11 protein-coding genes are annotated in these 12,616 nt (G+C 66.8%); 4 read left to right on the forward strand and 7 right to left on the reverse strand.

Annotation, left to right across the window (positions count from 1 at the left end; translation table 11 throughout):
- Positions 1 to 22: 22 nt before the first annotated feature.
- From speD to SR3_RS16530, 7 genes are read right to left on the reverse strand one after another with little or no spacing between them, the layout of a single operon-like run.
- The gene (gene speD / locus SR3_RS16500) at positions 23 to 406 is read right to left on the reverse strand and encodes an adenosylmethionine decarboxylase (RefSeq protein ID WP_068088493.1); all 384 of its coding nucleotides are present in this window, start codon (positions 404 to 406) and stop codon (positions 23 to 25) included.
- On the reverse strand, positions 403 to 2,022 hold the full coding sequence (locus SR3_RS16505) for an NAD(P)-binding protein (RefSeq protein ID WP_068088496.1): 1,620 nt from the start codon (positions 2,020 to 2,022) through the stop codon (positions 403 to 405). The genes speD and SR3_RS16505 overlap by 4 nt, the downstream gene beginning before the upstream one ends.
- 3 nt (positions 2,023 to 2,025) lie before the next feature.
- A complete protein-coding gene (locus tag SR3_RS16510) occupies positions 2,026 to 3,603 on the reverse strand; it encodes a polyamine aminopropyltransferase (protein ID WP_084455640.1) in 1,578 nt (525 codons plus the stop codon).
- A gap of 4 nt (positions 3,604 to 3,607) precedes the next feature.
- Positions 3,608 to 3,793, reverse strand: a complete 186-nt coding sequence (locus SR3_RS16515; protein WP_068088499.1) for a hypothetical protein — start codon at positions 3,791 to 3,793, stop codon at positions 3,608 to 3,610.
- Positions 3,790 to 5,181, reverse strand: coding sequence for a DUF4178 domain-containing protein (locus tag SR3_RS16520; RefSeq protein ID WP_068088501.1), 1,392 nt, complete (start codon positions 5,179 to 5,181; stop codon positions 3,790 to 3,792). Before SR3_RS16520 ends, SR3_RS16515 begins: the two co-directional genes overlap by 4 nt.
- A complete protein-coding gene (locus tag SR3_RS16525; RefSeq protein ID WP_068088504.1) occupies positions 5,178 to 5,861 on the reverse strand; it encodes a DUF4178 domain-containing protein in 684 nt (227 codons plus the stop codon). Before SR3_RS16525 ends, SR3_RS16520 begins: the two co-directional genes overlap by 4 nt.
- A gap of 9 nt (positions 5,862 to 5,870) precedes the next feature.
- A complete protein-coding gene (locus tag SR3_RS16530; RefSeq protein ID WP_068088507.1) occupies positions 5,871 to 6,845 on the reverse strand; it encodes an SPFH domain-containing protein in 975 nt (324 codons plus the stop codon).
- 129 nt (positions 6,846 to 6,974) lie between these two features.
- Here SR3_RS16530 and SR3_RS16535 point away from each other — a divergent pair, with 129 nt between their 5' ends.
- The 4 genes from SR3_RS16535 (at position 6,975) to SR3_RS16550 (ending at position 12,609) form a co-directional block, all read left to right on the forward strand.
- The gene (locus SR3_RS16535; protein ID WP_068088510.1) at positions 6,975 to 7,916 is read left to right on the forward strand and encodes a LysR family transcriptional regulator; all 942 of its coding nucleotides are present in this window, start codon (positions 6,975 to 6,977) and stop codon (positions 7,914 to 7,916) included.
- Positions 7,917 to 8,374: 458 nt separating this feature from the next.
- Positions 8,375 to 9,859, forward strand: coding sequence for an efflux transporter outer membrane subunit (locus SR3_RS16540; RefSeq protein ID WP_157098910.1), 1,485 nt, complete (start codon positions 8,375 to 8,377; stop codon positions 9,857 to 9,859).
- Between the two features lie 54 nt (positions 9,860 to 9,913).
- A complete protein-coding gene (locus SR3_RS16545) occupies positions 9,914 to 11,071 on the forward strand; it encodes an efflux RND transporter periplasmic adaptor subunit (protein WP_068088516.1) in 1,158 nt (385 codons plus the stop codon).
- Positions 11,068 to 12,609, forward strand: coding sequence for a DHA2 family efflux MFS transporter permease subunit (locus SR3_RS16550; RefSeq protein WP_068088519.1), 1,542 nt, complete (start codon positions 11,068 to 11,070; stop codon positions 12,607 to 12,609). Before SR3_RS16545 ends, SR3_RS16550 begins: the two co-directional genes overlap by 4 nt.
- Positions 12,610 to 12,616 lie beyond the last annotated feature (7 nt).

The following is a 12,616-nucleotide window of genomic DNA, read 5'->3' on the forward strand; positions in this document are numbered from 1 at the left end:
TATGACAGCAAACCGTAAACGATCAATCCGTCGCATGCGGGCGGGCGCCCAGCCGCGGGATCGCCTGCGCATGGGCAGAGCGCATCGCCAACCCTTCCTCGATAGCGTGGAGGGCGGCCCAGGCGTCCGCGCCCTCGCCGCAGACGAAGATGTCGATGGCGGCCACGCCTTCCTCGGGCCAGCTGTGGATCGAGATGTGGGATTCCGCCAGCAGGGCCACGCCGGTCACGCCCTGCTCCGGCCCGAAATGGTGGAGATTGAGCGCCAGCACATGCACCCTGGCCGCCTCTGCCGCCGCGCGCAGCACGCGCTCGATCAGGGCCGGGTCGGACAGGGCGGCAGCAGCGCCGCCCTCCAGATCGGCGATCAGATGGACGCCTTTGGCTGGGTGATGGGGGGCGTTCACAGCAGGCTCTCGTAAGGCGTATCGAGGAAAGACAGGGTGGCTTCGGCGGCCAGCACCCCGCGATAATGCGCTTCCTCGAACAGCGACAGGCCGGAGATGTCCGAATGGGCGTGGAACACCGGGCCAGACAGCGCTTCGCCCGCCAGCCGCGCCGGGTTGGTGAGGAAGCCGGGCGTGGGGCGGATCATGGCATGGCCCCAGCGCCAGACATCGATGCTCTGGATCGCGCCTGTCAGATCGGGGTTCATGGCCAGCAGATCGGCGGCGATCAGGCGCTGCCATTCGGCCAGCGGGCGGGTGAGCATCATGCGGCGCTGGTCTTCCGGCTTGCCCTGAGACAGCGCCGTGTACCATGTCAGCACCGTGGGCCCATCGGCGCCGGAGGCGGTCTGATGCGTGGCCACCACATAGCCCAGATGGTCCGAGGCTGCGGACACATTGTCCCATGCCAGCGGCACCCCCGGCCCCTCTGGGCAGCGTGAGGTGGTGATGTTGGCCACCACCCAGGGCGCATAGGTCAGGCCCTGCGCGCTGATCCCCGCCACCAGATGGCGGGCCACAAACTGCGGCATGGCCAGCACCAGCGCATCGGCGCGGTAGCGGCGCAGGGCCTTGGCCTTGTGGTCATAGGCCAGCGCCAGCACGCCGCCCCCCTCTTGCGGCGCGGCATGAACAAGGCTCTGCGCGGGGCAGATATGCGGGGCGATGCGCTTGGCCATGTCGTGTGAGAGGCGCGTGTTGCCCTCGGGCCAGACCAGTTCGCGGTCGCTGACGTTGCGCGCGGCCCAGCCCCGGCGGCAGGCGAAATAGCGGATGCCCGCCCATGCCGAGACATGCTCCAGCTCGGCCCCGTAGTCGTCGCGGCAGCAATAGCGGATATAGGCGCGCAAGGGCCCGCTGGTGAAATGCTGCTGGTCCAGCCATGCGGCGAAGGTGCCGCCATCCAGCGCGGTGTAGGTTTCATCCCGGCTGGAGAGCGCCATGGGGCTGGCGAAAGCCGGGCGGCCATCCCTGCCTGTCGCCCTGGAGAAAGCCGCCATGGCCGCGCTGAAACGGTCGCGCTGGGCGCTGTCATCCGCCGAAAGGCCGGTGGCGGGGTAGAGCCCTTCCTGCCATGCTCCTTGCCAGAACAAGCGTTCCTCCAGATCGGCGCAGATCTGGTAGGGGTCGTAGAGCGGGGCGCCGCCTTCCTCGCCGATGATCATGCCAAATTGCTTCAGCATATGGATCAGCGCCTTGGCCTCCCGGTTGGGGATCGGAAGGTAATGCGCGCCCCATGGAAAGGCGCTGACCGTGTTGGCCCCGCCGCGCGCATTGCCGCCGGGCTCGTCTTCCAGCTCCAGCAGGGTAAAATTGTCGAAACCGGCTTCGGCCAGTCGCCAGCCGGTGGCGAGCCCGGCCACGCCGCCGCCCGCGATCAGCACACCGACACGTTCTTCCGGGCCCGTTTCCGCCAAAGCCCGCGCCGGATCGAGATCGCGCAAGGCATGGCCACGATCGAAATCCGCGCCCAGCAGCTTACCCGGCCACCTCTTGTCCCCCTCGCCCGCGCATCCGGCGAGGCTGGCCGCCAATCCTCCGGCCAGCACGCCGCGACGGCCAATATCGAGGGTCATGCCTCAACCTTCATAATGCGACCATTCTTCCGAAAAGCTGCGCACCAGAGCCTGATTGTCCAGCCGGTTCACGGGCGTGGCGCGGCGGGCCATATCGGGGGGGAAATCGAACATCAGCCTTTCCGCGGCGGGCGTCAGGAATTTGAGGCCTGCAGGCAGCACCGCCGCGCTGGCCAGCCGCGCCGGATCATGCGCCGCCAGCGTATAGCCCCACTCGCCAAAGCTGGGGACATAAACATGGTAGCCCCGCGCGGCCAGACCCGAGGCCTCCAAGGTGCTGGCCACCGTCCAATAGGAACGCGGCGCGACCAAAGGCGAGGTCGACTGCACCACCATCACCCCATCGGGGGCCAGCAGGCGCGACACTTCCCGATAAAAGCTTTCGGTGTAGAGCTTCCCCAGCGAATATTCGGTGGGATCGGGGAAATCGATCAGCACCGCATCGTAAGACCCGCGCGCCTGCCTCACCCAGCGGAAGGCATCGGCATTGGTCACGCTCAGCCGCGGGTCCGACAGCGATCCACGGTTGAGTGCCACAAGCTGCGCTGTCTGGCGGAACATGCGGGTCATCTCCGGGTCCAGATCGACCAGATCGATATGCTGGACGCTCTTGTCCTTCAGCACCTCGCGCGCGGCAAGGCCGTCGCCGCCGCCCAGGATCAGCACATGGCGCGGCGCGGCAACCCGGCCCAGCACCGGCCAGACCAGCGCCTCGTGATAGCGGTATTCGTCGCGCGAGGAGAATTGCAGATTGCCGTTGAGATAGAGCCGCAACTCGCCCCCGCGCCGCGTCAGCACGATGCGCTGATAGGGCGTGGAGCGGGCATGGATCACCCCTTCGCCATAATAGGCGACTTCGGAATAGCGCTGGATGCGCTCGGCCAGACACAGGCCAACGATCAGGCTGACCGCCACCAGGGCTGAGGCCAGCAGATCGCCGCCCACGCGCCTTTGTTCGCGCAGCACCAGCAACAGGGCAATCGCCACCGCCACATTGGCGAGGCCGAACACCATCCCCGTGCGGATCATCCCCAGATGCGGCACCAGAAACAGCGGGAACGCCAGCGAGGCAATCAGCGCGCCGACATAATCATAGGTCAGCACGTTCGACACAAGCTCGCGAAAGGCGAAGCGCCCGCGCAGAATGCGGATCAGCAGCGGGATCTCCAAGCCGACCAGCATGCCGATCAGCAGCACCAGCGCATAGAGCAGCAGCCGGAAATCATCCGCCAGCGGATAGGCCAGAAACAGCCCCGCCGCGCTCCACCCGCCCAGCATGGCGATCATCACCTCGACGCGGATAAAGGTGCCCAGCTCGTCGCCCCGCACGAAGCGCGAGAGGTAGCTGCCCACCCCCATGGCGAACAGATAGGTGCCGATCACCGTCGAGAATTGGGTGACGCTGTCGCCCAGCAGATAGCTGGCCAGCGTGCTCGCCAGCAGTTCGTAGATCAGCCCGCAGGTCGCCACCACCAGCACGGAAAGCAGCAGGATCGCGGCATGGGTGCGCGACCAGCCCTCGGCAGGAACGGGGCTATCGGACGCCGGAGCAGGCGCCTCATCATCGGAAAAAACGCTCATGGTTTCACTTATGCATCGGGCCGTACCAATGGCCGCCATAATAGCCGCCATGGCTGCCCCCGCCATGCGGGCCACTGCGCGCCCCGCCATCGTCGTCGCTGTAAGGCGACCAGCCCGTCCACGCCGCCGCGCCGGAGCCCAGCACCAGCAGTGCGCACCACAGGAAGAACAGGATCATGCGCTGGCTCATCGGCGCCCTCCCCTGCTGACGCGAATGATCAGGATCACGCAGGGCACGCCCATGATCAGCACGGCGCAGGTCCACCACAGCGGCCAGTCCACCCCGCCATCCTCCACGGCAAAGGTAACCTCCTCGGCCTTGAGCAGCTTTTCATCCGCCCCGAAAGGCTTGCCGGAGTCAGGCAGCAGACCGGGCAACAGCGCCGGAGTCAGCACCGTGGACTGCGCCGAAGAAGGATCGTTGGGATCATGCCAGCTATGCCCCTGCCCCTCGATCAGCAGATTGTAGCTGCCGCGCGGCACATCATAGAGATGCAGCGTGGCCGCATGATCGCCGCTGGTCCAGCTGCCATCCGAATCCGATCCGCTGTAGCTTTCCAGCGTGGCGACGCCGGGGATCGCCTGATGCGTGGCGCGGTTGACCAGCGACAGCTTCATATCCGCCCATTCGTTGATCAGTCCGGGCCCGTCCAGATGAATGGTGAGCATCTGGCTGGCGCGTGTGACGGTGACCGGGCCATATTCGCCGCGCGCCACCGGGCCATCGATCACCACCACCATCGTGCCCGATATGCCCGCGCGGTCGCCCGAGAGCGTGGCCATCACCGCCAGCATCACCACCAGCGCGGCCAGCCCCCAGCCGAACATCCGCCGCACATCGCCCTTGAGCGAGAAAGGCCGGTCCGACCAGCCCTTGTAACCGCCCGGCGGGGGACCGGGGGCAGGCTTGGTTCCGCCCTTGCCTTTGGGCCCCGGCTTGCCCGTCAGCCCGAACGCCTCGCCCACCTTGCGCCCGGCGATGGGCACCATCTGGGTCCACTGGGTTTCTTGCGGGTTCCATTCGCAGGAAAGTTGCTCCTGCCCGCGCGCGAAACTCGCGGCATCGACCTGATCGCCCGCCCGCACCCGCCAGTAGAACTCGCCCAGAACCCGCCGGGTTACGATGCGATAAGGTTCGTCATCCAGTTCGTAAGGGTTGCCGCGCCACACCACGGTCTCATTGGAGACGGTTTCGGGCCGGTCGGTCAGCATGGTGCCGAACTGCCACTGGCCCTCGCTCAGCACCAGCCAGCGATAGCCCGCGTAAGGGTTGAAGAGCAGATACTCCTGCCACGCCGCCCCCGCGCCCGAGCGCTCCAGCCAGCCGATGGCTTCCCATTCCACGCCGAACAAGGCGCCGCGCGTGCCCAGCGGAATGTCGAGCTTGGCCACCGCCTGATGGTATTCGGCGATGACGCGCACATTGTCGCCGGCGACATCCAGCACCGTGCCGCAATAGAGGCAGGCCACCGACACCGTATAACCCGCCGCCTTGATGCCGATGCTGCCCCCGCAGGAAGGGCAGGTGATGGCGCGTGCCGACGTGGGGGCGGCCTGCTGTTTTTGCGGGTCGGTCACCGGCCAGCCTCTCCAAGACTCTCCGGCAGGGTCCAGCCCTCGATCCGGCGCAGGCCCCTGGGTTTGAGCGCCGCCAGATCGATATAAGCCCCGACATAGGCCGAGACGCCATCGGGATCGCGCTGGATCGAGAGCGCCGCGCCCATGGGTTCACGAAAGTCGATGCTGTCGATGGCCAGACCGATAGGGGTGGCGAAAGGCAGATCGCCCTCGCCGCCAAGGCAGGTGGCGCGCTTCACATCACTGGCGGTGAAGATGCGCCTGTCCAATTCGATCACCGCGCCGAGCGGCAAGGAACCGCCCGCCGCGACATCGCGCAGCAGCGGGTGATCGAGCAGGTCCTTGCGCTCGGTGAGATATTGAAACTGCCCCATCGCCTCGCCCAGCCAGGCGTGGCCGCCATTCGGCAAAGCCAGCAGCCATTCGTTCCACGCGCCATCGTCCCACCCCCAGCGCACGCGCCCGGCCACCGAGAAAGGCGCGCCATCAGGGGCCGTGCCCCGCATGCCCAGTTCGACGGGCGAGACATCGAACGGCAGGCTGGCGGCCTCGCCGATGCGGGTCGCTTCATCGCCTTCGCGCAGGATCACGCTCTGGCAATGGCCGCAGACGGCATAGGGCATGGCGGCGCTGCGCAACGGCACCGGAGCGCCGCATTGCGGGCAGAGAAGCTCGGACATGCTCGCCTGTTACTTTACGCGCGACAGGATTTCGGCCTTCTTGCCGTCGAACTCTTCCTGACTGATCGCGCCAATGGTCAGCAGCTTGTGCAGCTTTTCCAGCAGGGCGAAGGGGTCTTCCGCTGGCGCAGCAGAGGCCTGCCCGAGGCTGGCGCTCATGGCCCCGCCCAGCGCGGCAGCCGCCGCAGCCCCGGCGCCGATCCCCGCCACGCCGCCATCGCTGGCGGCAGCGGCCTCGATCGCCTCGGCCGCCTGAAAGCGGGTGTAGCTGCCGATGTCGCCCAGCACGCGCATGGACGAACCCTTGTCGAGATGCGCCTGCACCTCATCGGGCAGCGACACGCTTTCGACATAGAAGGTCAGGCAGACCAGACCCCATTGCGCAAAGGCCTTGTCGACCTCCAGCTTGATTGCATCCGACAGCTTCTGTTGATTGGCCGCCAGATCGAGGAAGGGAATGCCTCCGCCGCCCAGGGCCGTGGCCATCGCGGTCACAATGGCCGAGCGCAACTGGTTCTCCAGCCCCTGCGCCCAGACCTCCGTGGTGGTGCCGAGCACACGGTCGAGGAACAGCTTGAGATCGCCGACCTTGAAGGAATAGCTGCCAAAAGCGCGCAGACGGATCGCGCCAAACTCCGCATCGCGCACCGTCACCGGCTGGGGCGTGCCCCATTTCAGCCCGGCCTGCTCCTTCAGGCTGACGAAGACCACATCGGACTTGAAAGGCGAGTTGAAGCCCTTGTCCCAGTTCATCAGGCTGGTCAGCACCGGCAGATTGCCGGTTTCCAGCGTGTGCAGGCCGGGGCCGAAATAGTCGCCCAGCTGGCCCTCGTTCATGAAGGCGGCGATCTGGCCGTCGCGCACCGTCAGCTGCGCGCCATTCTTGATCTCATGCCCCTCGAAGGGCACGCGCCAGGCCACCTGACCCGGGCTTTCATGCCATTCGATGACATCAATGAACTGTTTGCGCAGGAAATCGAACATGGTCGCATCCTTGGATCAACGTGTGCATGGGCAAGGCCCTTGGCAAGGTGTCATCCTAGGGCAACACACCCCACCCGCCAAGCAAATTGCGACAGGACGGACAAGGGATGCCATGCTAGGCAGGCCCCCATGTCCACTCTCCCCGATTTCGAAGGCTGGGCCATTTTCGCCAAGGTCGCCCAGCGCGGCAGCTTCTCGCGCGCCGCGGAAGAGCTGGGGCTGGCCAAGACCACCGTCTCCAAGGCCGTCGCGCGGCTGGAGGCGCGGATGCGCACCAACCTTTTCCAGCGCACCACCCGCAAGCTTACGCTGACCGAAAGCGGCCGCCTCTCGCTCGCCCGCGCCACCCGCATCCTCTCCGACGGGGCCGCCATCGAGGCCGACATCATCGAGGAGGCCGTCTCCCCGCGCGGCCTCGTGCGCCTCGCCACCCTCAGCGCCATGGGCATCGAGATCATCGCCCCCGCCTTGCCCGACTTCATGGAGCGCTACCCCGACATCGAGGTCGATCTGGTCCTCACCGAAAGCCAGGTCGATATCGTGGCGGAAGGCTTCGATGCGGCGGTGCAGCTGGAGGTCGTCAGCGCCTCCACCCTGCACGCCACGCGCCTGTGGACCCTGCGCCGCCCGCTCGTCGCCGCGCCCAGCCTGATCGAGCGCCTCGGCATGCCCGAGGGGCCAGAGGATCTGGCCCGCTACCCCACCATCGTCGCCAGCCATATCCCCGATCCCACCGAATGGACCTTCGCGCACCAGAACGCCGCCGCCAATAGCGACCCCATCAGCATCCGCGTGCAACCGCGCTTCCGCGCCAACAATGCCGACGCCATGATCCCGGCGCTGCTCAGCGGCATCGGGATCGGGGTGATGGCCGATTACTTCATCATGCCTCACCTGAAAGACGGCCGCCTGATCGAGCTGCTGCCCGAATGGAGCGTGCCGCCCCGCCCGCTCTATCTGGTGACGCCTCCGGGCCGGGCGCGACCGGCGCGCGTGCGGGTGCTGCTGGATTTCCTACAGGAGCGGCTGGCGCATGAGGTGTTGGTCAATCAGGCGCGTAAAGGGAACTAGGAAGGGGCGATGCGAGGGTCATGACCCTCGCGCTCCCTTAGAGTGTCCACGTTGCGCATCGGGTTCGGCCTTGCGCCCGGATTGCGGCGCGGCGGGCATGAAAGCCTCGGGGAACAACCCATCGTACAAAGGATTACTGCCTGCGGCGCAATTGCCTTCGCGGATGGAGAGACTGGGCGCATGATTTCGGAGCCACAGCCATCTCGTCGGAAGACCTTATTGCGGCGCGAGGGCCCGGGGCATTTCTTTCGAGAGATGCGGTCAACCCAAGACTGCGCCCTCGCATTGTCCTTCTTCCCACCGTGATTGGTGAACAAATATCATTTCTATTATGACGCCGTGGGGGATAATCATCCTTCGTTCCATCTCCTATAGGAACATTGCGCCTCACTCCCCCCTTCACGTGGCGCACGCGGCTGAGCGTCCTGCCGTCGCCTGACAAACGGAAACCCGTGTTGATGACCGATCCACACTCGCGCCGGGCCGGCCTTCCCCCCGTGGCCCGGGCAACGCCCGCCAGCCTGCGGCCCCTCACCGCGCTGGCGGGCGTCATGTTGCTGGCCGCCTGCGCGGCGGTGCCGCATGACCAGCCCAAGCTCAAAGTCGCCGACGCCCCAAGCATGGGGCTGGCCGGGCCCGAGGCCGCCACCATCGCCCCTGACTGGTGGACCGCGCTGGATGATCCGCAGCTCAACCGCATCATGGGCGATGCGCTGGCGGGCAGCCCCACGCTGGAGCAGGCCATGGCGCGCATCGATCTGGCGCAGAGCGCGATCCGCTACACCAGGGCCGGGCTGCTGCCGCATGTCAGCGCGCAGGGCTCCTTCACCGAGGAACGTTTTTCCAACCGCTCGATCTATCCGGCGCCGCTGGGCGGATCGTGGAATTCGATGAACAATCTGGAGGCGGATCTCTCCTGGTCGCTCGATCTGGCGGGCAAGCAGAAGGCGCTGATCGGCATCGCGAAAACCTTCGCGCGCGGATCGGCGCTGGATGTGGCGGCGGCACGGGTTGCGCTGTCGGGCGCGGTGACGCAGGCCTATGTCAATCTGGCGCGGGCCGAGGCGCTGACCCAATTGTCGGTCGATTTCGTAGCGGCGCGGCAGAAGCAGCTCGATCTCACGCAGGCGCGGGTCAATTCGAAGCTGGCCAGTGAACTGGACATGGCCGCCGCCCGCACCCTGCTGGCCGAGGCGCAGCAGGCCCAGACCCGCGCCGAGGGGCAGCGGCTGATGGCTGTTCATGCGCTGGCCGCCCTGGCCGGGCGCGGGGCGGATTATTACGCCACGATCCAGCCCGCGACGCTGCGCTTCGACAGCGCCCTGCCCGTGCCGGACGCTCTGCCGATCGACATGCTGGTCCGCCGCGCGGACATCGCCTCGGCCCTCGCCCATGTGGAGATGGCGCAAGGCGGGGTGAAATATTCGCGCGCCTCCTTCTATCCCGATGTGAACCTGCAGGCCTTTATCGGCACCAGCGCGCTGGGCCTTGCCCATCTGCTCACCCCGGAGGCGATGACCGGCGGCGGTGGCCCGGCGATCCATCTGCCCATCTTCGAGGGCGGCGCGCTGCGCGCCAACTATCGCGCCTCGGTCACCGGTGTGGATATCTCGATCGCGCAATACAATGAGGCGGTGGTGAAAGCGGTGAAGGAAGCCGCCGACGCCCTCTCCACCGTGACCACCAACAAGGCCGATCTGGAGGAGCAGGGCCGCGTGGTCGCGGGGCTGGAACAGACCCAGCGGCTCGATCAGGTGCGGTTGCGCAGCGGCCTCGGCACGCGCTTCGACACGCTGTCCTCCGCGCAGCGCCTGCTGACCGCGCGTCAGGCCCAGACGGGTCTGGCCGCCGATGGCCTGTCGGCGCGCGTGCAGCTGGTGGTGGCGATGGGCGGCGGCTTTACGCCGATCCCCGACACGCCCGCCCCAAAAGCCAACCCATAACAGGGCGCCCGCCCTCTCAACCGTTCAGACCAAATCCATAAAGGGGCCAACCCTGTGAGTGACGAAACCACGCAGTCTTCCGCCAAAACTACCCGCAAGCGCGGCCTGCTGCTGCTGGGCGCCGCCGTGGTGATCGCCGGGGTCGTCTGGGGCGGCTACACGCTGTTCTTCGCCCCCGCCAGCGAAGAGACCGACGACGCCTATGTCGCGGGCGATATCGTGCAGGTGACCGCGCGCGAGCAGGGCACCGTCATCGCCCTCCACGCCGACAACACCCAGAGCGTGAAGGCGGGCGAGCCGCTGGTCGATTTCGACCCGGCGCTGGTGGGCGCGCAGATGGCCGCCGCCGAGGCCGATCTGGCCAAGGCCGTGCGCGGCGTGCGCGGCGGCTTTACGCAGGTGGATGAGGCCGATGCCGAGATCGCCCGCGCTCAGGCCGCCCTCGCCACCGCGAAAAGCGACCTTGCCCGCCGTCAGGAGGCGGTGAAGCAGGGCGCCGTCTCGGGCGAAGAAGCCGCCCACGCGGCCGACGCCATCCGCACCGCTCAGGCCGGACTGGCATTGGCGCAAAGCCACAAGGCCAATGCGCTCTCCGCCGTGCAGGGCGCCGATGTGGCGCATAACCCACAGGTGCTGGCCGCCATCGCCCAGGTGCGGCGCATGGCCATCGCGCAGGGCCACTTGCGGCTCTCCGCGCCGGTCGATGGCGTGGTGGCGCAACGCTCGGTGCAGCTGGGCCAGCAGGTCGGGCCGGGCACGCCGCTGATGGCGGTGGTGCCGCTCAACAAGGTCTGGGTCGACGCCAACTTCCGCGAAACCCAGCTGGCCGATATCCGCGTCGGCCAGCCCGTCACGCTGCATTCGGACGCCTATGGCAAGAAGGTGACCTTCCACGGCAAGGTGATCGGCCTGTCGGCGGGCTCGGGCAGCGCCTTTGCCCTGCTGCCGGCCCAGAACGCCAGCGGCAACTGGATCAAGATCGTGCAACGCCTGCCCGTCCGCATCGGGCTTGACCCGAACGAGCTGGCCAGGACTCCGCTGCGCATCGGCCTGTCGGTGACAGTGGATGTCGACACGCGCGACACCTCCGGCACGCCGGTGGCCGCCGCTGTCGCCAACAAGCTCTCGGTGCAGCAGACCGATCAGGCCAATCCTGAAGTGGAAGCCCGCATCCACCAGATCATCGCGGCCAACGGCGGCGCGGCCAAATGAGCGAAGACGCCGCTCCGCCGCCCCTCCACGGGCTGGAGCTGACCATGGTGGCGCTGGCGCTGGCGCTGGGCACCTTCATGCAGGTGCTCGATTCCACCATCGCCAACGTTTCGCTGCAAACCATCGCCGGCAACCTTGGCGAGAGCAGTGACACCGCCACATGGGTCATCACCGCCTTCGCCATGGCCAATGGCGTCACCGTGCCGCTGACCGGCTGGCTGATGCGCCGCTTCGGCGTGGTGACCACCTTCATCACCAGCGTCACGCTGTTCACCATCGCCTCGGCGCTGTGTGGTCTGGCCTGGTCGCTGCCCTCGCTGGTGATCTTCCGCCTGATTCAGGGCGCGGTCTCCGGCCCGATGATCCCGGGCAGCCAGGCGCTGCTGATGGCGGTGTTCCCGCCCGAAAAGCGTGGGCAGGCCCTTTCGCTCTGGTCGATGACCGCGCTGATCGGCCCGGTGATGGGCCCCATTTTGGGCGGCTATATCTCGGACCACTATCACTGGGGCTGGATCTTCCTGATCAACGTGCCGATCGGCTTCCTCACCGTGGCCGTGCTCATCCCCAAGATGCGCCCCTACAACACGGCGCCCATGAAGCTGCCCATCGATATCGTCGGGCTGGCGCTGCTGATCACATGGGTCGGCACGCTGCAGGTGGTGCTGGACCTTGGCAATGACCGCGACTGGTTCAACAACCACATGATCGTCGCCATGGCGATCATCTCGGGCATCAGCTTTATCGGCTGGCTGATCTGGGAGCTGACCGAGGAGAACCCGGCGGTCGATCTCTCCCTGTTCAAAGGCCGCAACTTCGCGCTGGGCACATTGTGCTTCACGCTGGGCTATGCCTGCTTCTTCGCCAACAATCTGCTGATGCCGCTGTGGCTGCAAAGGGAGCAAGGCTACACCGCGACATGGGCCGGGCTGGTGGCAGCGCCCGCCGGCGTGGTTTCGGTGCTGATCTCGCCGCTGAACGCGCGCCTGTCGAACAAGATCGACATCCGCTGGCTGGCGAGCTTCTCGCTGGGCGCTTTCGGCGTCTCCTTCCTGATGCGCACCGGCTACACATCGGACACCGACCTCTGGCATTATATCCTGCCGATTCTGGTGCAGGGGCTGGCGATGGGGGTCTTCTTCATCTCCATGGTCACCATCTGCCTCGACAAGCTGCCGCCCCACCGCATCCCGGCCGCCACCGGTCTGGTGAACTTCGCGCGCATCACCGGTGGCGGCTTTGCCGCCAGCGCCACCACCACCTTCTGGGACCGGCGCGAAACCTTCCACCAAAGCCGCCTTGCCGAAGCCGCCAATCCGGGCAACCCGGCTTATGAAGCCTCGGTCAGCCATATGCAGGCGATGGGGATCGATCATGCTCACGGGCTGGGCGTGATGACGCAGGAACTGATCCATCAGGCCTTCGTGCTGTCGTCCATCGACATCTTCTGGGTCAGCGGCATCGGCTCGCTGGTGATGATGGGGCTGGTGTGGTTCACCCGCCGACCCGCGCCGCCTTCGGGGCCGATTGCGGCGGATTGAGTTTTGG

Source organism: Novosphingobium rosa NBRC 15208 (assembly GCF_001598555.1).
GTDB classification, from domain to species: Bacteria; Pseudomonadota; Alphaproteobacteria; order Sphingomonadales; family Sphingomonadaceae; genus Novosphingobium; species Novosphingobium rosa.

Coding starts and splice junctions, on each gene's coding strand:
- SR3_RS16510 (WP_084455640.1), bottom strand. CDS start 3,603: ATGAGCGTTTTTTCCGATGATGAGGCGCCTGCTCCGGCGTCCGATAGC.
- SR3_RS16505 (WP_068088496.1), bottom strand. CDS start 2,022: ATGACCCTCGATATTGGCCGTCGCGGCGTGCTGGCCGGAGGATTGGCG.
- SR3_RS16550 (WP_068088519.1), top strand. CDS start 11,068: ATGAGCGAAGACGCCGCTCCGCCGCCCCTCCACGGGCTGGAGCTGACC.
- SR3_RS16535 (WP_068088510.1), top strand. CDS start 6,975: ATGTCCACTCTCCCCGATTTCGAAGGCTGGGCCATTTTCGCCAAGGTC.
- SR3_RS16530 (WP_068088507.1), bottom strand. CDS start 6,845: ATGTTCGATTTCCTGCGCAAACAGTTCATTGATGTCATCGAATGGCAT.
- SR3_RS16525 (WP_068088504.1), bottom strand. CDS start 5,861: ATGTCCGAGCTTCTCTGCCCGCAATGCGGCGCTCCGGTGCCGTTGCGC.
- SR3_RS16540 (WP_157098910.1), top strand. CDS start 8,375: ATGACCGATCCACACTCGCGCCGGGCCGGCCTTCCCCCCGTGGCCCGG.
- SR3_RS16515 (WP_068088499.1), bottom strand. CDS start 3,793: ATGAGCCAGCGCATGATCCTGTTCTTCCTGTGGTGCGCACTGCTGGTG.